General features: G+C 66.6%; 13 protein-coding genes and 1 tRNA gene. 9 read left to right on the top strand and 5 right to left on the bottom strand.

All coding sequences use genetic code 11. The annotated features are described in order from the left end of the window. Window positions 1–3: 3 nt before the first annotated feature. From rpsK to rplQ, 3 genes are all read left to right on the top strand, one after another. Window positions 4–399, top strand: coding sequence for a 30S ribosomal protein S11 (gene rpsK, locus KZZ07_RS22520; protein ID WP_219517559.1), 396 nt, complete (start codon window positions 4–6; stop codon window positions 397–399). 117 nt (window positions 400–516) lie between these two features. Then, window positions 517–1,533 (top strand): DNA-directed RNA polymerase subunit alpha, encoded by a 1,017-nt coding sequence (locus KZZ07_RS22515; RefSeq protein ID WP_043137336.1) that lies wholly within the window; start codon window positions 517–519, stop codon window positions 1,531–1,533. Between the two features lie 152 nt (window positions 1,534–1,685). After that, window positions 1,686–2,105 (top strand): 50S ribosomal protein L17, encoded by a 420-nt coding sequence (rplQ, locus tag KZZ07_RS22510; protein ID WP_219517557.1) that lies wholly within the window; start codon window positions 1,686–1,688, stop codon window positions 2,103–2,105. A 204-nt stretch (window positions 2,106–2,309) separates the two neighbouring features. On the opposite strand, the gene KZZ07_RS22505 is transcribed toward rplQ, so the two are convergent. The 3 genes from KZZ07_RS22505 to dapF are packed head-to-tail and all read right to left on the bottom strand — an operon-like array spanning window position 2,310 to window position 5,018. Continuing rightward, window positions 2,310–2,933 carry an FMN-binding negative transcriptional regulator gene (locus KZZ07_RS22505; protein WP_219517555.1) on the bottom strand — a complete coding sequence of 208 codons (624 nt, stop codon included), beginning with the start codon at window positions 2,931–2,933 and terminating at the stop codon, window positions 2,310–2,312. Between the two features lie 4 nt (window positions 2,934–2,937). Next, window positions 2,938–4,191 (bottom strand): tRNA (N(6)-L-threonylcarbamoyladenosine(37)-C(2))-methylthiotransferase MtaB, encoded by a 1,254-nt coding sequence (gene mtaB / locus KZZ07_RS22500; RefSeq protein WP_219517553.1) that lies wholly within the window; start codon window positions 4,189–4,191, stop codon window positions 2,938–2,940. Further along, complete coding sequence (gene dapF / locus KZZ07_RS22495) at window positions 4,188–5,018, bottom strand: diaminopimelate epimerase (protein WP_219517551.1); 831 nt, start codon at window positions 5,016–5,018, stop codon at window positions 4,188–4,190. Before dapF ends, mtaB begins: the two co-directional genes overlap by 4 nt. A 128-nt stretch (window positions 5,019–5,146) precedes the next feature. Between dapF and KZZ07_RS22490 the strand changes: the two genes are divergently transcribed. Next, a tRNA-Lys gene (locus KZZ07_RS22490) sits at window positions 5,147–5,222 on the top strand. 243 nt (window positions 5,223–5,465) lie between these two features. Continuing rightward, window positions 5,466–7,010, top strand: coding sequence for a bifunctional aminoglycoside phosphotransferase/ATP-binding protein (locus KZZ07_RS22485; protein ID WP_219517549.1), 1,545 nt, complete (start codon window positions 5,466–5,468; stop codon window positions 7,008–7,010). A 7-nt stretch (window positions 7,011–7,017) separates the two neighbouring features. On the opposite strand, the gene KZZ07_RS22480 is transcribed toward KZZ07_RS22485, so the two are convergent. Continuing rightward, window positions 7,018–8,727 (bottom strand): PHA/PHB synthase family protein, encoded by a 1,710-nt coding sequence (locus KZZ07_RS22480; RefSeq protein WP_219517547.1) that lies wholly within the window; start codon window positions 8,725–8,727, stop codon window positions 7,018–7,020. 213 nt (window positions 8,728–8,940) lie between these two features. Between KZZ07_RS22480 and KZZ07_RS22475 the strand changes: the two genes are divergently transcribed. Together KZZ07_RS22475 and ppsA are read left to right on the top strand one after the other, a co-directional pair. Then, window positions 8,941–11,544 (top strand): cation-translocating P-type ATPase, encoded by a 2,604-nt coding sequence (locus KZZ07_RS22475; RefSeq protein ID WP_219517545.1) that lies wholly within the window; start codon window positions 8,941–8,943, stop codon window positions 11,542–11,544. A gap of 65 nt (window positions 11,545–11,609) precedes the next feature. Then, window positions 11,610–14,009 (top strand): phosphoenolpyruvate synthase, encoded by a 2,400-nt coding sequence (gene ppsA, locus KZZ07_RS22470; RefSeq protein WP_219517544.1) that lies wholly within the window; start codon window positions 11,610–11,612, stop codon window positions 14,007–14,009. 126 nt (window positions 14,010–14,135) lie between these two features. On the opposite strand, the gene KZZ07_RS22465 is transcribed toward ppsA, so the two are convergent. Further along, window positions 14,136–14,603, bottom strand: a complete 468-nt coding sequence (locus KZZ07_RS22465; protein WP_219517543.1) for an Lrp/AsnC family transcriptional regulator — start codon at window positions 14,601–14,603, stop codon at window positions 14,136–14,138. Window positions 14,604–14,727: 124 nt separating this feature from the next. On the opposite strand from KZZ07_RS22465, the gene KZZ07_RS22460 reads away from it, so the two are divergent. Both KZZ07_RS22460 and KZZ07_RS22455 read left to right on the top strand, forming a co-directional pair. Beyond that, window positions 14,728–18,159, top strand: coding sequence for an indolepyruvate ferredoxin oxidoreductase family protein (locus tag KZZ07_RS22460; protein ID WP_219517541.1), 3,432 nt, complete (start codon window positions 14,728–14,730; stop codon window positions 18,157–18,159). A gap of 79 nt (window positions 18,160–18,238) precedes the next feature. After that, window positions 18,239–20,275 carry an FAD-dependent oxidoreductase gene (locus KZZ07_RS22455; protein ID WP_219517533.1) on the top strand — a complete coding sequence of 679 codons (2,037 nt, stop codon included), beginning with the start codon at window positions 18,239–18,241 and terminating at the stop codon, window positions 20,273–20,275. Window positions 20,276–20,310 lie beyond the last annotated feature (35 nt).

Here is a 20,310-nt window from a genome sequence, read left to right as displayed (position 1 = left end):
ACCATGGCACGCGATACTCGCCGCGGTGGCGGCAAGAAGAAGGTCTCCAAGAACATTGCAGCCGGTGTGGCGCATGTGAACTCGTCCTTCAACAACACCAAGATCCTGATCTCGGACGTGCAGGGCAACGCGATCTCCTGGTCGTCGTCCGGCACGATGGGCTTCAAGGGCTCGCGCAAATCGACCCCCTACGCCGCTCAGCTTGCCGCCGAAGACGCCGGCAAGAAGGCGCAGGAACACGGCGTGAAAACGCTCGAAGTCGAAGTGCAGGGCCCCGGTTCGGGCCGCGAATCCGCGCTGCGCGCGCTGGCTGCCGTCGGCTTCAACATCACGTCGATCCGCGACGTGACGCCGATTGCCCACAACGGTTGCCGCCCGCCGAAGCGCCGCCGCGTCTGATCTATCGGACAGATTTTCGCGGGGCCGGGCCTTTTGCCCGGCCTCGCGCCGTCGTTTTGAAACCTCGGGCGTCGGTGCCTTCGGACATGGGGCGCTGGCAGGTATGGAGGGAACTGCATGATCCACAAGAACTGGGCTGAACTGATCAAGCCGACGCAGCTTGAGATCAAGCCGGGCGCCGATCCGTCGCGCATGGCCACCGTCGTCGCCGAGCCGCTGGAGCGCGGCTTTGGTCTGACCCTGGGCAACGCGCTGCGCCGCGTCCTGCTGTCGTCGCTTCAGGGCGCCGCCATCACCAGCGTGCAGATCGACAATGTGCTGCACGAATTCTCCAGCGTGGCCGGTGTACGTGAAGACGTCACCGACATCATCCTGAACCTCAAGGGTGTGTCGCTGCGTATGGAAGTCGAAGGCCCCAAGCGCCTGTCCGTGACGGGCAAGGGGCCGGGCGTCGTGACCGCCGGCGACATCGCCGAAAGCGCGGGCATCGAGGTCCTGAACCGCGAGCACGTGATCTGTCACGTCGACGAAGGCGCCGAAGTGTACATGGAATTCACCGTGAACACCGGCAAGGGCTACGTCAGCGCGGACAAGAACAAGCCCGAGGACGCGCCCATCGGCCTGATCCCGATCGACGCGATCTATTCGCCGGTCAAGAAGGTCGCCTACGACGTGCAGCCCACCCGTGAGGGCCAGGTGCTGGACTATGACAAGCTGACCATGAAGATCGAAACCGACGGCTCGATCACGCCGGAAGACGCGGTGGCCTTTGCCGCGCGCATCCTGCAGGACCAGTTGTCGATCTTCGTCAACTTCGAAGAGCCGGAGTCGGCGGGCCGCCAGGACGAGGACGACGGGCTGGAATTCAACCCGCTGCTTCTCAAGAAGGTGGACGAACTGGAACTGTCGGTACGGTCGGCCAACTGCCTGAAGAACGACAACATCGTCTACATCGGTGATCTGATCCAGAAGACCGAAGCCGAGATGCTGCGCACGCCGAACTTTGGCCGCAAGTCCTTGAACGAAATCAAGGAAGTGCTGTCGGGCATGGGCCTGCACCTGGGCATGGACGTCGAGGACTGGCCGCCGGACAACATCGAGGATCTGGCCAAGAAGCTGGAAGACTCGTTCTAGGATCGGCGGGATAAATCCCGCCCTACGGGTTCTGCGTAGGGCGGGGTTCACCCCGCCACCCCGGGCATGATGCCCCAAGGAGAGTGGCCCGCACGCATGGGCTGCCGGACAAAGCAAAACCGCCTGTAGAGGGCAAAAACGGAGTAAAAACAATGCGTCACGCAAAAGGTTACCGCCGCCTGAACCGCACCCACGAGCACCGCAAGGCGCTGTGGGCGAACATGGCCGGCTCGCTCATCGAACATGAGCAGATCAAGACCACCCTGCCGAAGGCCAAGGAACTCAAGCGCGTCATGGACAAGCTGATCACCCTGGGCAAGCGCGGTGATCTGCACGCCCGCCGCCAGGCGCGCGCGCAGCTGAAGGAAGACAAGGACGTCGCCAAGCTTTTCGAGATCCTCGGCCCGCGCTACGCCGAGCGTAGCGGCGGCTATACCCGTGTTCTCAAAGCAGGTTTCCGCTACGGTGACATGGCTCCGATGGCCATCATCGAACTGGTGGACCGCGACGTCGACGCCAAGGGTGCAGCCGACAAGGCCCGCGTGGCAATGGCCGAGGCCGACGAAGAGTAAGCTGCTCTTCGACCCGAGTTTCATGAAGGCCCTGCCGGTGACGGCGGGGCCTTTTTCATGCCGGGTGGACGCCCCGAAATTTTGTACAAAACGTACGAAACGTACATCGATTCCAGCATTTTGTACAAACGGGTAAGGATCGGTTCACCCCGGTAAACCGATTTCGATTTTCCAAATCCGTGAGGCCGGTGCGCCGGGGCGCAATCACTGCGATGCGGGCGGTTCCCGCATGTCGCGGGCCAGGGCCTGAAGCTCGCTGCCGAAGCCCTCGGTCACCCTGTCGGCGGCGGCAAGGCGGACCTCTTCGGGTTTGTTCTGACCCAGCTTGAAGGTGCTCTGGACCTCGCCGATCTCCAGCCGGAACGGCAGGATCATCCGCAGGAAGCGCGCCTTGGTCTCGGCGCTCATCTTGTCCATCGTCCAAGGAGATTTGCCGGGCAGGCGGCCCTCGTACGCGGCGCTTTGCGCCGCCAAAAGCGGCTCCAGTTCCGCCAGCGGGCAGGGGTGCAACTGGCCGGTCAGATGGACGGCGACGTAGTTCCAGGTCGGCACCTGGTCCTCGATCCCGTACCAATCGGGCGAGATGTAGCCGTCCGGTCCGCTCACAGCTAGGGTGACGGGTTGTGGAGCGGCGCAGGCCCGCGCGATGGGGTTGGACCGCACCAGATGAAGGTCGGCCTCTGTGCCGCTTTCAGACAGCAGGAAGGGCACATGCGCCAGCAGCGGCGCGCCCTCGGTCGAGAGAACGAGGGTACCGAAGGACCGCGCCCGCACAAGTGCCAGTGCGGTATCCCGGTCGGTCTGCCGGAAGGTGGGGTTCGGGTGCATGGGCTCAGGCCGTCAGTTGCTGGCCGTCAAAGCCGGTGATCCGCGCAGGCACGATCTGGCCGACGGGCTGAGACGCGGCAAAACGCACCTCGGTGAATTGTTCGGTCCGGCCCATGTCGGGCGCCTCCATCAGCACCGCGTGGTCGCGGCCGGTCTGCGCGGCAAGATGCGCCTGCACCTGCGTCTCTCCGGCGGCGCGCAGGCGCGCGGCGCGCTCTTTGATGACCGTGCCGTTGATCTGCTGCGGAATGCGCGCGGCGGGGGTGCCGGGGCGGGCCGAGTAGGGAAAGACATGCAGCCATGTCAGGTCGCAGTCCGAGACCAGCCGCAGCGAGTTCTCGAAATGCGCCTCGGACTCGGTCGGGAACCCGGCGATGATGTCGGCGCCAAAGGTCATGTCCGGGCGCAGACGGCGGGCCTCCTGACAAAAGGCGATGGCATCGTCGCGCAGGTGGCGGCGTTTCATGCGTTTCAGGATCAGGTCGTCGCCATGCTGCAATGACAGGTGCAGGTGCGGCATCAGGCGCGGCTCTGACGCGATGGCCAGCATCAGGTTGTCGTCCGCCTCTATCGAATCGATCGAGGAGATGCGCAGGCGCGGCACATCGGTCAGCCGCAGGATGCGCATGACCAGATCGCCCAGGCGCGGTTCCCCGGGCAGGTCGGCGCCCCAGGAGGTCAGGTCGACCCCGGTCAGCACCACCTCGTTGTATCCCTGGTCCACCAGCCGCTTGATCTGGTCCACCACGACACCGGCGGGGACAGAGCGCGAATTGCCCCGGCCATAGGGGATGATGCAGAAGGTGCAGCGGTGATCGCAGCCATTCTGCACCTGGACATAGGCGCGGGACCGCGTGCCGAAGCCGTCGATCAGGTGACCGGCGGTTTCGGTCACCGACATGATGTCGTTGACCTGCACTTTTTCGGTCTCGCCGATGAAATCGCCGGCGAGGCCTTTCCATGTGTCGGGGGCCATCTTCTCGGTGTTGCCGATGACGGCGTCGACCTCGTCCATCGTGGCAAAGCTGTCGGGGTCGATCTGGGCGGCGCAGCCGGTGACGATGACACGGGCGTCCGGGTTTTCGCGGCGCAGGCGGCGGATCTCTTGCCGGGCCTTGCGCACGGCCTCCTGCGTGACGGCGCAGGTGTTGACCACCACGGCATTGCCGACGCCCGCCGCTGAGGCGAGGTCCTTCATCGCCTCCGTTTCGTAGGCGTTCAGGCGGCAGCCGAGGGTGGTGAATTTGGGGGCACTCATGGGTTCGCGTCCAGCCATTGGGCGGTGAATTGCCCGTCAAAGACATGCGCTGTGCCGCCGGTCATCCAGACGCCATCCTCACGCCAGTCGATCTGCAGCGATCCGCCGTCGAGGTCGATTCGCACGCTGCGCCCCGTCAGCCCGCGCCGCGCGGCGGCGACGGCGGTGGCGCAGGAGGACGAGCCCGAGGCCAGCGTCACGCCCACGCCGCGTTCCCAGACGCGCATCCGCAGGTGGTTTTCGCCCAGAAGGCTGGCCACCTGCACGTTGGTGCGCTGCGGATACAGCGGGTGGTGTTCGTAGCGCGGGCCGAAAGTGGCCAGCGCCACGGCCTCGGCATCCTCGACGAAAAAGGTGCAATGCGGGTTGCCCATGCCGGTGGCGGTCGGCCCACCCTCGATGGGCAGTTCCAGCGTGTCCATCTCTTCGGCCAGGGGAATCTCGGCCCAGTCCAATTGCGGTGGCCCCATGTTGACCGAGGTCAGCCCATTGCCCGCGTCGACGGCCTCCAGCGTGCCGCGGTCGGTGGTGAGGCTCAGGCGGGTCTCTCCGCTCTGGTCCATCAGGTGGCGGGCGATGCAGCGGGTGGCATTGCCGCAGGCCGCCGAGGTCGAGCCGTCGGAGTTGTAGAAGGTCAGGTGCGGCTGGGTCCCGGTCTGCGTGATGACGGCCAGCTGGTCGAAACCCACGCCCATGTGGCGGTCGGCGATGGCCGCGACCCGCGCAGGGGTCAGCGCCGCCTCGCGCGCACGCGAGTCGATCACCACGAAGTCATTGCCAAGCCCGTGCATTTTCATGAAGGGCAGTGCGCGCGCGTCCTGTGTCATGGCGGGCGATATACGCCTGTCGCGGGGTGGTTTCCAGTGTCCCGGCGAGCGATGAGAAAAAGCCTGCAAGATTCCTGATTTTTTGGCTTGACCCGGACCGGCCATATTCATAGTTAGGCCGCCACAGTGGGCCGTTAGCTCAGTTGGTAGAGCAACTGACTTTTAATCAGTGGGTCGCAGGTTCGAACCCTGCACGGCTCACCACTGAATCAAGGGCTTGGCCAGAGATGGCCAAGCCCTTGTTCGTTTCCGGGGGTGGGACGCCCTGCTTTCACGACTTCGATCACCCGGTTTTGACGCCTTGCATAATTCTGCGGCAGGGTGGGGCTGTTTTCTTCTGTGATCCGGTGGGCGCCGTGCGGTTCTTGACTCCGATCAAGGGGTCACCTTTCTGGACGTGGGATGACGGGGCAGGGAGCATGCCCGGGAACAGGAGCTCTGGACCGTATGACGGATCAGGAAGAGGTCGTGACCTTGTTGCAGCAGCCCGCGCTTTACGCGGGGGCCGTGGATGTGGACGTGGTCCGGACGCATGGGGCCTATGTCTTCCTCGGCGGGGACACGGCGCTCAAGATCAAGCGGGCGGTGCGCTACGACTATCTCGACTATTCGACGCCGGAGCGGCGCGCGGCGGCCCTGCGGCGCGAGCTGGAACTGAACGCGCCCGCCGCGCCGATGATCTACCGTGACATGGTTGCCGTGACGCGCGGGGCGGAGGGTGCGTTGGAGCTCGATGGTCCGGGCGAGGTCGTCGAATGGGCGCTGCGGATGTGGCGGTTTCCGGACGCGGATCAGCTTGACCGGGTGGCAGGGCGCGGCGGGCTGGACCGGCCCCTGGCCGAGACGCTGGGCGCCAGCATCGCGCAGTATCACGCGGCGGCCCCGGCCCATCCGGCGCCGGACGGTGCGCGGCGGATCGGGGACATCCTCGATGAACTGGGGCGTGAATTCGCCGGCATGGAGGACGCGCTGCCCGCCGAGGAGATCGCGCGTTTTCTGGATCGGGCAAGGACAGCGCTGGCGCGGCAGGGGGGCTTGCTGGACAGCCGGGCCGAGGCGGGCCACGTCCGGCGCTGCCACGGCGACCTGCACCTGCGCAACATCGTCCTGATCGAGGGACGGCCCGTGCCCTTCGACGCGCTGGAATTCAGCGAAGAGCTGGGCACCTGCGACGTGCTGTACGACCTGGCCTTTCTGCTGATGGACCTGCGCCACCGGGGGCTGGCCTGGGCGGCGAACGCGGTGCTGAACCGCTACCTCTTTGGCGCCGGGACAGAGGACCATTATCGCGGGCTGGCCGCCCTGCCGCTGTTCCAGGCGGTGCGCGCGGGCATCAGCGCGATGGTGGCGGTCCAGACGGCGCGGGCGCAGGGCGGAGGCGAGACGCTATTGCGGGACGCGCGGCGCTACCTTGACGATGCCATCGCCGTGCTGGAACCGGGGACGCCGAGGCTGGTGGCCATCGGCGGGGTGTCAGGCACGGGCAAGACCACGGTGGCGCGCGGGCTGGCGCCGGAGCTGGGGGCGCCTCCGGGTGCCGTCCACCTGCGCAGCGACATGATCCGCAAGGCGCTGTGCGGGGTCGATCCCCTGACGCCGCTGGATGCGGAGGGCTATCGGCCAGAGGTCAGCGCAGAGGTCTATGACCGAATCGAAACGCTGGCGCGGGAGGTCCTGGAGGCGGGGCAAACGGTGATCGCGGATGCCGTTTTTCTGGACCCGGACGACCGCGCGGCCATCGCGCGGGTCGCCCGTGACCAAAGCGCGGGCTTCACCGGGCTCTGGCTGGAGGCGGAGGGCGCCGCGCTGGTTGCCCGCGTGTCGGACCGCCGGGGCGATGCCTCGGACGCGGATGCCGGGGTTGTCCGCGCACAGTTGGACAGCGACGCCGGAGAGATCGGCTGGACACGTGTCGATGCCGCCGGGGACGTGGACAAGGTGCTGGCAGCTTGCCGGGGCGCGCTTGTGGCGACTGCACAGGCGCGCCCCTGACAGGACTTCAGACTTGCAGGACGTAGCTGCCCGGCGCCGCCATCAGCGGCGGCAATCCGGCCTCTGCCCGGCCCATCGGCGGCGGGGCGCCCCTTTCGCCGGTGCTCTTGCCGTCCAGCCAGTCGAACCAGACCGGCCACCAAGAGCCTTCCTCGGTCTCGTGACAGGACAGCCAGGTGTCGGGGTCCATGTAGTTGCGGCCCGGCGGACGATGGCCCCGGCGGAAATGGCGGTGCTTTTGCCCCGGCACGCTGAGCACGCCGCCGTTGTGCCCGCCCGAGGTCAGGACAAAGGTCAGGTCGCCATCGGTGAACAGGGCCGTCTTGTAGACCGAGCGCCAGGGCGCGATGTGGTCCTTTTCCGTGCCCAGCACGAAGAAGGGGGCAGAGATGTCCTTGAGCGCGATCACTTTTCCCTCGACCGAAAAGCGCCCGGCGGTCAGGCGGTTTTCGAGGAAGAGCCCGCGCAGGTATTCCGAGTGCATCCTGTAGGGCATCCGCGTGGCGTCCATGTTCCAGGCCGCCAAGTCGAACACGGGGTCTTCTTCGCCCAGCAGGTAACGACGCAACAGGCGGCTCCAGACCAGGTCGCGCGCGCGCAGGATCTGGAAGGCGCCTGCCATCTGCGGCCCGTCCAGATAGCCCTTGTCCCACATCATGTCCTCGAGAAAGGCGATCTGGCTGTCGTCGACGAAGAGCATCAGCTCGCCCGCCTCGGAGAAATCCGTCTGCCCGGCCAGCAGCGTGATCGAGGCCAGCCGGTCGTCGCCGTCGCGCGCCATGGCCGCCGCCGCAATGGCCAGGATGGTGCCGCCCAGGCAATAGCCGCAGGCATGAACCCGGGGCGCCTTGGTGACGACCTGCACCGCCTCCAGCGCCTCCATCACGCCGCGGCGGCGGTAGTCCTCCAGCGACAGCTCGCTCTGGTCGGCGGTGGGGTTGCACCACGAGATCGCGAAGACGGTGTAGCCCTGCGCGACCAGCTGCGCGATCAGCGACTTGGGCGGGCTGAGGTCGAGAATGTAGTACTTCATGATCCAGGCCGGGACGATCAGCAGAGGCTCGGCGTGGACGGTTTCGGTCTGCGGCGCATACTGGATCAGTTCGAACAGGTCGTTGCGATAGACCACCTGTCCCGGCGTGACGGCCAGGTCCTTGCCCACCTCGAAGCCTTCGGGGCGCGGCGCGGGCTGTTGCGCGATCATCCGGGCGCTGTCTTCGGCCAGGTGCCTTGCACCCTCGATGAAATTGCGCCCGCCGGTTTTCAGCGCGGCCTCGACCACCTCGGGATTGGTCAGCGGAAAGTTGGAGGGAGAGACCATGTCCAGCCCCTGCCGCACCATGAACCCCACCCTGTCGGCGCTGATCTTGCGCATCCCGCGGATTTCCGTGGTCGCCTCTGTCCACCAGGCCTCTTGCGCCAGAAAGGCGGTCTTCATCGCGCGGAAGGGGGGCAGCGCCCAGCCGGGGTGATCGAATCGGTGATCGTCGGGTGCGGGCTGCGGCCCTTCGGCCCGTCCGGCAAAAGACAGCGCGGTTTCGCCCGCGAGGCGGGCCGCCTCTTGCGTCAGCGCGGTCATCCGCCCCGGCGCGGCGGCCAGATGCGACAGCCAGTCCATCCAGGCCGAGGCGGCGGAATGCGGCGAAAGGCCCCCGGTGGCGCGGGCGCGGGTGGCGCGCAATGCACGGTCCAGCGTGTTGCTGTCGGTATCGGTCATGCCTGGTCCTTGCGGTCGTTGGCCGGAAGATGAGTCGGGGGCACCCTAGGCGACCCCGTGCAAAATCCCGATGACGTGGATCAAAGTTTCGGCGCGTCGTCTTGCCAGATGGCTTGTCGTGCGTCAAATCGTACAGACCGGCCATACCATAGGTTGTCCGCGAACGGGACGCGCGTGATCCTGAAATCCTGAACAAGACAAACGAGGTGCAGCATGGCAGGGGACACTGGCGGGGCAGCCTTTGGGCTGACGTCCACACAGGCGGCAGAGCGGCTGGCCGAGGTCGGTCCGAACCAGCTGGCCGAACGGAAACCCGTCTCGCGCTGGGTGATCCTGGCGCGGCAGTTCACCAGCCCGCTGATCGTGATGCTGATCGTCGCCGCCGGGATCGCCGCCGCGCTGGGCGAGACGGTGGATGCCGTGGCCATCGTGCTGGTGGTGTTGCTCAACGGGTTGCTGGGCTTCGTGCAGGAATGGCGCACGGAAACGGCGCTGGCGGCGCTGCGGAACATGCTGGCGACCGAGGCGCGGGTGGTGCGCGACGGGGCGCAGGTGATGATCGACACGCGCCAGATCGTGCCGGGCGACCTGGTCATCCTCGACAGCGGCGACAAGGTGCCTGCCGACCTGGTGCTGACCTCGGGCATGCGGCTGAAGGTGGACGAAAGCATCCTGACCGGGGAATCGGTGCCCGTGGACAAGCATACGGGCGACGAGGACGTGCCGCTTTACATGGGGTCGAACGTTGTGGCGGGCCGGGCCGAGGGCGTTGTACGCGCCACCGGGCCACGGACGGAATTCGGCCATATCGCCGAGCTGACCGCCTCGATCGACGTGGGCGAAACCCATTTGCAGGCCCAGCTTGCGCGGCTGGCGCGCCTTCTGGGGGGCATGGCGCTGGGGCTGGCGGGGCTGGTGCTGGCGGCCGGGTTGATGTCGGGGCGCGACTTGCACGAGATGTTCCTGACCTCGATCGCGCTGGCCGTCGCGATGGTGCCCGAGGGGCTGCCGGCGGTGGTGACGATCACCCTTGCGCTGGGCGCCTCGGCGATGCTGCGGCGGCAGTCACTGGTGCGGCGGTTGCAGGCGGTCGAGACGCTGGGCGCGGCGACGGTGATCTGCACCGACAAGACCGGCACGCTGACGGAAAACGCCATGACCGTGACGCGGATCTGGACGCCGGGGCGCAGCTACGATGTGACGGGCACCGGCTATGATCCGGCGGGCCACATCGCGGCGGAGGGCGGCCGGGTGCGCGCGGCGGACGATCCCCGGCTGGCCGAACTGATCGACGTGGGCCTGTCCTGCAACCATGCCGAACTGGGCCACCGCGAGGCGGGCTGGCACATGGTCGGCGACCCGACCGAGGGCGCGCTGGTCACGCTGGGGTTCAAGGGCTGGGCCGAGCTGCCGAACCCGGCCGACCGGCTGGCCGAAATCCCCTTTGACGCCGAACGCAAGCGCATGAGCGTGGTGATGCGGCGTGGCGGGGCGCTGGTGCAGATGGTCAAGGGCGCGCCGGAAATGGTGCTGGACGTCTGCACCCGGGTGCAGGGGGCGGGCGGCGACCCCGAACCCCTGACCCCGGCGCGGCGGGCCGAGATCGAAGGCGTCGCGGCCGAGATGGCCTCGAACGGGCGGCGGCTGCTTGGGCTGGCGATGCGCAGGGTCGAGGACCCTCTGGCCGGGGAGGAAGGGCTGGTCTTTCTCGGGCTGGTGGGGATGATCGACCCGCCACGCGCCGAGGTGAAACAGGCGGTGGGCCTGTGCCGCCGTGCGGGCATCCGGGTGGTCATGATCACCGGGGACGCGCCCCTGACCGGCGCGGCCATCGCGCGCGAAATCGGGCTGCAGGTCGATCGCATGCTGATCGGGGACGATCTTGACCGGCTGTCCGAGGAAGACCTGCACGAGGTGCTGAAAGGCAACGTTCATTTCGCCCGTACCGCCCCGGCTCACAAGATGCGGCTGGTCGGCGCCTTGCAACAAAGCGGCAATCTGGTTGCGATGACCGGGGACGGGGTCAACGACGCGCCCGCGCTGCGGCAGGCCGATATCGGCATCGCGATGGGCCATCGCGGCACGGACGTGGCCAAGGACGCCAGCGACCTGGTGCTGCTGGACGACAATTTCGCCACCATCGTCGGCGCGGTCGAAGAGGGCCGCCGCCAGTTTTCCAACATCCAGCGTTTCGTCCGTTACCTGCTGTCATCCAACGCGGGCGAGGTGCTGGCCATCGTGGCCAACCTCTTCCTTGGCGGGCCGCTGATCTTCCTGGCGACGCAGATCCTGTGGATGAACCTTGTCACCGACGGGGTGACGGCGGTGGCGCTGGGCATGGAAAAACCGGCGCCCGACCAGATGGATCAGCCGCCGGTGCCCGGGGATCACCCGATCCTCGACCTGCCGGGCCTGATGATGATCGCCTGTTTCGGCCTGTACACCGGGGGTGTCAGCCTCTGGCTGTTCTACAGCCACCTGGGGCAGGGAGAGGACCTGGCGCGCACCATGGCCTTTGCGGGCATCGTGGTCTTTGAAAAGGCCAGCGTCTTTGCCTTTCGGTCGTTCCGGCTGCCGATGTCGCGAATCGGGTATCTGTCCAACCGCCCCCTGCTGCTGGCCTTTGCGGTGACGATGGCGATGCAGGTGGCCGCGATCTACTGGCCGCCGCTGCAGCACCTGCTGCACACCGTGCCGCTGAGCGGAGAACAGCTGGGCCTGTTGGGGGCGCTGGCGCTGCCGCTGCTGCTGGTGCCGGAACTGGTGAAATATGCCCGCCGGTCGCGGGCGCGGGGCCTGTCGGTGGCGGCGCGTTGACCTGAATCAACGAAGCGCAGAGCGCTTCCTCTACCCTTCGGGCATTCCGAGGGGAGGAGGACCCGATGGCTGACAAGGACACGGACGAGACGCGCACCCTGATCTGGTTCGAGCATCTCAGGCGCGGGGACGTGGCGCTGGTGGGGGGCAAGAACGCCTCGCTGGGCGAGATGGTGCAATCGCTGGATGCCAGTCGCATCCGCGTGCCGCCCGGTTTCGCCACAACCTCGGCGTCCTATCGCGCCTTCATCGAGGCGAACGGGTTCGGCGATGTGCTGCGGGACGAACTGGCGGCGTTGGGCGAGGGGTGCAAGACGCTGGCGCAGGCGGGCCGCGCAATCCGCGAGACTCTGGCCACCGGGGCCTTTCCGCCGCAGATCGAGGCCGACATCCTGGAGGCCTACCGGGACCTCGGCCACAGGGTGGGGCGGGAAAATCCCTCTGTCGCCGTGCGGTCATCCGCCACCGCCGAAGACCTGCCGGACGCCAGTTTCGCGGGCCAGCAGGAAACCTTTCTGAACGTCGAGGGCGAGCGCGCGCTGCTGATGGCCTGCCGCCGCTGTTATGCCTCGCTGTTCACCGACCGGGCGATCACCTACCGCGAGATCAACGGCTTCGATCACCTGGAGGTGGCGCTGTCCATTGGCGTGCAGCTGATGGTGCGGTCGGATATCGCCGGGTCGGGGGTGATGTTCTCGATCGACACCGAAAGCGGCTTTGACAAGACGGTGCTGATCAACGCCGCCTGGGGCTTGGGCGAAAACGTGGTGCAGGGCGCGGTCAGCCCGGATGAATACCAGGTCTACAAGCCTTTCCTCGACCGGCCCGACCTGGTGCCCATCACGCACAAGGCGCTGGGCGCGAAAGAGATCAAGATGATCTACGGCACGGGCGAGGGCGCGGCGACGCGCAACGTGCCGACCTCGAAGGCGGAGCGTGAGAGTTTCGTGCTGTCCGACGGCGAGATCCTGGAACTGGCCCGCGCGGCGGTCGAGATCGAGCGGCATTATGGCTGTGCGATGGACATGGAATGGGCGCGCGACGGGATCGACGGGCAGCTGTATATCGTGCAGGCGCGGCCCGAGACGGTGCAGTCGCGCCGGGATGCGGGTGCCATGAAAAGCTACACGCTGGGCGCGCATGGCGAGACACTGTTGACCGGGCTCAGCGTCGGCGGGGCGGTGGCGAGCGGCGAGGTCATCATCATCGAGAGCGCGGCGGACATCGACCGCTTTGTCGACGGGGCGGTTCTGGTGACGTCGACCACGGACCCGGACTGGGTGCCGGTGATGAAACGGGCCGCCGCCATTGTCACGGATCACGGCGGGCGGACCTCTCATGCGGCCATCGTCAGCCGCGAACTGGGTGTTCCGGCGGTGGTCGGCACCGGCAACGCGACCCATGTCCTGCACGACCAGCAACAGGTCACCGTCTCCTGCGCCGAGGGCGAGGAGGGGGTGATCTATGCCGGTGAGGCGGAGGTGACGGTAGAGGAGCTGGACCTGGCCCATGTCCCCGAGACCCGCACGCAGGTCATGCTGAACCTTGCCAACCCCTCGACCGCGGCGCGCTGGTGGCGGCTGCCGGCGGATGGTGTCGGGCTGGCGCGGATGGAATTCGTCGTCTCGAACGAGGTCAGGGTGCATCCGCTGGCGCTGACCCGCTACGATCAACTCACCTCTGACGAGGACCGCGCGGCGATCGATGCGCTGACACGGGGATACGACGACCGCACCGGGTATTTCGTCGAAACGCTGGCGCGGGGTCTGGCGCGCATCGCGGCGGTCTGGCATCCGCGCCCGGTCATCGTACGGATGAGCGATTTCAAGACCAACGAATATGCCGACCTGCTGGGCGGGCGCGCCTTTGAGCCGGACGAGGAGAACCCGATGATCGGGTTCCGTGGCGCCTCTCGGTACTATTCGGAAGGGTATCGCGACGGGTTCGAACTGGAATGCCGGGCCATCCGGCACCTGCGCGAGGAAATGGGGTTCGACAACGTGGTGATCATGATCCCCTTTTGCCGCACCGTGGGCGAGGCGGACCGGGTGCTGGAGGTCATGGCCTCGCAGGGGCTGGAACGCGGCAAGGCGGGGCTGGAGGTCTACGTCATGTGCGAGATCCCCTCGAACGTGATCGAGGCGGAACGGTTTGCCGAGCGGTTCGACGGGTTTTCCATCGGCTCGAACGACCTGACACAGTTGACACTGGGGATCGACCGGGATTCCGAGGCCCTGGCGGAGCTGTTTTCCGAGCGGGATCCGGCGGTTTTGTGGATGATCGAGACGGTGATTTCCAAGGCCCGCGCGGCCGGGCGCAAGATCGGGCTTTGCGGTCAGGCGCCGTCGAACGATCCGGGGTTTGCGCGGCTGCTGGTTCAGGCGGGGATCACATCGATTTCGGTGACGCCGGACAGTTTCCTGGCGGTCAAGCGCAACGTGGCGGCGGCGGAAGAGGCGGGATGAGCCGGGACGACGGACGGCGCTTGTCGCGGCTTTGCCGCGACGTCGCCCCGCCCACCGTCCCGCTGAACGCGCCATGCGGCGCGTTGGCCGCTTTGTGACTCACCAGGGAACAGGCACTGGCGGGTGTCAGGGCGAGAGGGGGATCTCGGTGCCCTGCTTGATCCGGCGCAGGACGAACATCGTCGCGGTGCCGGCGACGTTTTCATGTTCCAGCACGTGGCGCATCAGGATCGATTCCAGGTCGGCGATGTCGCGCACCAGGAGATGCAGCAGGTAATCCCATTCGCCGGAGATCGAGTAGACCTCGGTGATCGCGGCTTCCGCCTCCATCGCGCGCTGAAAGTCGGCGCGAGCGGCGGCGTCCTGGGATTTCATACGGACCTGCACGAAGGCATCCATGCCGCGCCCCACGGCAGCCGGATCGACATGGCGCACCGGCGGTCCGATCACGCCGCGATCCTCGAGCGCGCGCAGGCGGCGCCAGCAGGTGGCGGGGGAACTGTTCACCCTGTGGGCCAGGTCCTGCATGCTGCCGGAGGCGTCCTTTTGCAGGACGGCAAGGATGCGGCGGTCGAGATCCGAGAGTTGAGACATCTGGTTCGCTAATTGGCCTAAGAGTGAACGGTTTACTGCAAGATGTGACCCATCTCTGAGAGATTGGAAGGTCTTTTTCAGAGAAACAGGTAAAAATCCCCCGATCCGCGACAGGGAGGATGCCATGACGGACCAGACGCCGATTCTGACCGATTACGCCTTGGAAGACCGCTATACCCGCACCGAGGGCCGGGTGTTCCTGACCGGGACACAGGCGATCCTGCGGATCGCGCTGGACCAGGCGCGGCGTGACAGGGCGCGGGGGCTGGACACGCGGGGCTATATCTCGGGCTATCGCGGCTCTCCGGTGGGCGGCGTTGACCTGGAAGTGGCCGGGCATGCCAAGCTGGTCGAAGAGGCCGGGATCACCTTCCTGCCCGCGATCAACGAGGAACTGGGCGCGACCCAGATGATCGGCACTCAGCAGGTGGAGACCGACCCCGACAAGACCTGCGAGGGGGTCTTTGGCCTGTGGTACGGCAAGGGGCCGGGGGTGGACCGGGCCGCTGACGCTCTGAAACATGGCAATGCCTATGGGTCTTCTCCACATGGCGGCGTGCTGGTGGTGGCGGGCGACGACCACGGATGCGTGTCGAGTTCGATGCCGCACCAGTCGGATGTGGCCTTCATGAATTTCTTCATGCCGACGCTGAACCCGGCCAACGTGGGTGAGTTCCTGCCTTTTGGTGAATGGGGCTACGCGCTGTCGCGCTTTTCCGGCATGTGGGTCGGTTTCAAGGCGATTTCCGAGACGGTGGAATCCGGCATGTCGGTGGAGTTGCCCGCGGACCGGGCGTTTGTCGCGCCGGAGTTCACGCCGCCCAAGGATGGGCTGCATTACCGCTGGCCCGATCTGCCGGGGATGCAGATCGAAGAGCGGATGGAGGCCAAGAAAAACGCCGTTCTGGCCTTTGCCCGCGCCAATCCCATCGACCGGGCGGAATGGGGGCACGAGGCCCGGTTCGGCATCGTGACCACCGGCAAGGCGCATCTGGACACGCTGGAGGCGCTGCGCCTTCTGGGGGTCGACGAGGGTGTCGCGCGCGAGCTGGGCATCGACCTTTACAAGGTCGGCATGGTCTGGCCGCTGGAAGATCGCGGGGCGCTGGGCTTCGCCCATGAAAAGCAGGAACTGCTGGTCATCGAGGAAAAGCGCGGGGTCATCGAAAGCCAGCTGAAAGAGTATTTCTACGACTTCCCCGGGCAAAAGCCCGACCGCATGGTCGGCAAGCGGGATGAGCACGGCGAGCGGCTGATCCCCTGGACGCATGAACTGGGCGCCGTGATGCTGGCGCGGATCATCGCGAAACGACTGGATCTGAATCTTGGCACATCGCTCACGGAACGTGCCGAGGCGCTGGTGCCGCCCCCGACCCTGATCGAAGTGCCGGGGGCGGCTCGTACGCCCTATTTCTGTTCGGGCTGTCCGCATAACACCTCGACCAAGGTGCCCGAGGGCAGCCAGGCGCTGGCGGGGATCGGCTGTCACTTCATGGCCAGCTGGATGAACCGCAACACGACCTCCCTGATCCAGATGGGCGGCGAGGGCGTCAACTGGGTTGCGCGGTCGAAGTTCAACGGGAATGCTCATGTGTTCCAGAACCTGGGCGAGGGGACCTATTACCACTCGGGGTCGCTCGCGGTGCGGCAGGCGATTGCGGCAGGCACCAACATCACCTTCAAGATCCTCTTCAACGACGCGGTGGCGATGACCGGCGGGCAGGTCGTGGACGGGCCGATTTCCGTGCAGGCGATTGCGCATACGGTGCTGGCCGAAGGGGCGAAAAAGGTCGTCGTCGTCTCGGACCAGCCGGAGAATTTCCGCAAGGGCGACTTCCCGGCAGGCGTCGAGATCGAGCACCGGCGCGAGATGGACCGCGTGCAGCGCGAGTTGCGCGAGGTGCCCGGCACCACGGTGCTGATCTACCAACAGACCTGCGCGACGGAAAAGCGCCGGTTGCGCAAGCGCGGCAAGATGGAGGATCCCAAGCGGTTCGCTGTCATCAACGCGCTGGTCTGCGAAGGCTGCGGTGATTGTGGCGTGGAGTCGAATTGCCTGAGTGTCGAGCCGCTGGAAACGGAATTCGGTCGCAAGCGGCAGATCAACCTGAACTCCTGCAACAAGGATTTCACCTGCCTCAACGGGTTTTGCCCCAGCTTCGTCACCGTCGAGGGCGGTACGCTGAAGAAAGGGCGGGGCGTGTCCGAAGCGCAGCTGGACGAGATGGTGGCCAAGCTGCCGGCGCCGGATCTGCCCGCGCTGGACGCGCCCTGGGATATCCTTGTGACCGGGGTTGGCGGCACGGGCGTCGTGACCGTGGGCCAGTTGATCGCGATGGCTGCCAACCTCGAAGGGCGCGGCGCCAGCGTGCTGGATTTCATGGGGTTTGCGCAGAAGTTCGGGCCGGTTCTCAGCTATTTGCGCATGTCGGCGCGGCCCGAAGAGGTCAACCAGGCGCGGATCGAGCCCAGCAGCGCGGATGCGCTGATCGGCTGTGATCTTGTGGTGAGTTCCTCGCCCAAGGCCTCGATGACCTACCGGGCGGGGCATACGCGGGCGGTGGTGAACACGGCGCTGATGCCGACCGGGGATTTCACCCGCAACCGGGATGCGGACTTGCACCCGGGTGAGCGGCTGGCGCGGATTTCGCAGGCCGTGGACGGTGCCGCGCTGCAATCGCTGGATGCCAATGCGCTGTCAGAGGCGCTGCTGGGGGATACGGTCTTTGCCAACGTCCTGATGCTGGGGGCGGCCTGGCAGGCGGGGCTGGTGCCGCTCACCGAGGCGGCTTTGATGCGGGCGATTGAACTGAACGGGGTCAAGCCGGACCTCAACAAACAAGCCTTTGCCTGGGGGCGGGTTGCCGTCACGGACCACGCGGGCGTGGAGCGGATCGCAGGGATCGAGGCGCGGCCTGTGATGACGCTGGAGCAGATGATCGACCGGCGGGCGGATTTCCTGGCGGAGTACCAGAGCCGCCGCTGGGCACGGCGCTATCGTGATGACCTGCAAAAGGTGATCGAGGCGGAAACGCGCGTGGCCGGCGCGCCGGGCAAGCTGTCCGAGGCGGCGGCCAAGGGGCTGTTCAAGCTGATGTCCTACAAGGATGAATACGAGGTGGCGCGGCTGCACGCACAGACGGGTTTCATGGAGGGGCTGAAAGACCGGTTCGAGGGCGAGTTCACCGTGCGTCACCACTTGGCCCCGCCGATGCTGTCCTCGGGGACGGATGCGCGCGGGCGCCCGTTGAAACGCAGCTTTGGCCCCTGGGTGCAGGTGGCCTTTCGCCAGTTGGCGCGGATGAAACGGTTGCGCGGCACGCCCTTCGATCCCTTTGGTCGCACCGCCGAACGGCGCATGGAACGGGCGCTGATCGGGGAATACCGCGATCTGCTGGATCGGCTGGTCAACGGTTTGACCGCAGACAACCGTGACGAGGCGGCGCGGATCGCGGCGATGGTCATGGAAATCCGTGGTTTCGGCCCGGTCAAGGAGGAGGCCGCGGAGACGACCCGCAAGGCGATCGCCGAGGCTGTTACGCAGTATGCTGCCTAAAATCCTTTAACCGACCGCACGTTTGGGTTATCTCCCTCGCAAGACGCCCGCGCCAGCGGCGAGGAGAGGAGCCTTGACCATGACAACCGACAGCCCCGTTACCGTCAGCCGCGAAGGCGACCTTGCCTGGGTGACCATCGACAATCCGCCCGTCAATGCCACCAGCGCGGCGGTGCGGGCCGGATTGGCCGAGGCCGTAAAAGAGGTTCAGGGCGCGCGCGTCGCGATCCTGACCGGGGCGGGCCGGACCTTTGTCGCGGGCGGTGACATGGCGGAGTTCGACGCGCCGCCGGTCGAGCCGCATCTGCCCGACGTTGTGCAGATGATCGAGGATAGCGAGACGCCCTTTGTGGCGGTCCTGCACGGAACCGTGCTGGGGGGCGGGTTCGAGATCGCGATGGCCTGTGCCTGGCGGATCGCGCAGGCAGGCACCCGCTTTGGCCTGCCCGAGGTCAACGTCGGCCTGATCCCCGGTGCGGGCGGCACGCAACGCGCGCCGCGCCTGATCGGGATGGAAGCCGCCATCGACATGGCGGCCTCGGGGCAGATGCTGGATGCGCAGGCGCTCAAGGCGCTGGGCGGTCTGGACCTTGTGTTCGAGGGGGATCTGCAGGCCGCGGCACGGACCTTTGTCACGGATCTGCCGGAGCGGCCCGAAAAGGTGTCCGAGCGCGTGGTCGAGCCGCTGGCGGCGGACGCATTGGAGGTCAAGCGGGCGGCGGTGATGAAACGCGCGCGCGGGCAGATGTCGCCGCTCTTGAACGTCGATGCTTTGCAATGGGCCTATCTGCCCTTTGCCGAGGGCCAGCCCAAGGAACGCGCCTTGCACCTGGAGATGCGCCAGAGCGCCGAGAGCCGCGCCCTGCGCCATGCGTTTTTTGCCGAACGCGAGGTGGCCCGGCCCAAGGCGGCGGCGGGCGCCGCGCCCCGTGAGTTGCAGCGTATCGCGGTTGTCGGCGGCGGGCTGATGGGGGCGGGCATCGCCACGGCGAGCCTTGGCGGCGGTCTTGAGGTGGTGCTGATCGAGCGCGACGCCGAGGCGGCAACAGCCGCCAAGGACCGCGTTGCCGGGCTGATCGACGGCGCCGTGAAGCGCGGCAAGCTGAGTGAGGCCAAGGCGGCAGAGCAGAAGGCCCGGTTCACGGCCACGGCGGAATACGCCGATGCGGCGGGTGTCGATCTGGCGGTCGAGGCGGTGTTCGAGGATCTGGAGGTCAAGCGCGCGGTGTTCCGGCAATTGGCAGAGGTGGTTTCGGCCGATGCCATCCTGGGCACCAATACGTCCTACATCGACCCGCGTGAGATTTTCGACGGTATCGAGAACCAGGGGCGCTGCATCGGGCTGCACTTCTTCTCGCCCGCGCATGTGATGAAACTGCTTGAAATCGTGGCCCTGCCCGAAACCTCGACAGAGGTGCTGGCGACGGGCTTTGCCTTTGGCAAGCGGCTGCGCAAGGTCTCGGTCCTGGCGGGGATCTGCGACGGGTTCATCGGCAACCGGATGCTGGCGGAATACCGGCGGGCGGCGGAATACATGCTGGCCGATGGCGCCCTGCCGCAAGAGGTGGATGCCGCCGCACGCGAGATCGGTTTTCCGATGGGGCCGTTCGAACTGCAGGACCTGACGGGCCTTCAGATCTCATGGGCCAACCGCAAACGACAGGCAGCGACGCGCGACCCGGCGCAGCGCTATGTGACGATTTCCGACCAGCTGTGCGAGATGGACCGGCTGGGCCAGCGCAGCGGCAAGGGCTGGTACGACTACGCCGAAGGGGATCGCAAACCGCGCCCCTCGGCAGAGGTCGAACAGGTGATCCTGGACTATGCGCAGGCGCAGGGTATCACGCGCCGCAGCTTTGACCGCGAAGAGATCATGGCGCGCATCCTGGCCGTGCTGGCCAACGAGGGCGCGCGGATCGTCGAGGAAGGCATCGCGGAAAGCGATTCCGCCGTCGACATGGTGCAGATCCACGGTTACGCCTTTCCGCGCTGGCGCGGCGGCCCGATGCAATCGGCGTCTGAACGCGGCTGGAACGAGGTCGGCGACATCATGCGGCGACTTGCCGGGGAAAGCCCGGACAGCTGGGTATTGAGCGACCGCGTCGCGGGCGGCTGACCGAGCGGGTCAGCCCCAGGACGCGTCTTGGGAGC

The organism is Mameliella sp. CS4 (genome assembly GCF_019392335.1).
Classification (GTDB): domain Bacteria; phylum Pseudomonadota; class Alphaproteobacteria; order Rhodobacterales; family Rhodobacteraceae; genus Antarctobacter.
The sequence above is the reverse complement of the archived record's forward strand: the minus strand, read 5'-3'. Positions and strand labels throughout refer to the sequence as shown.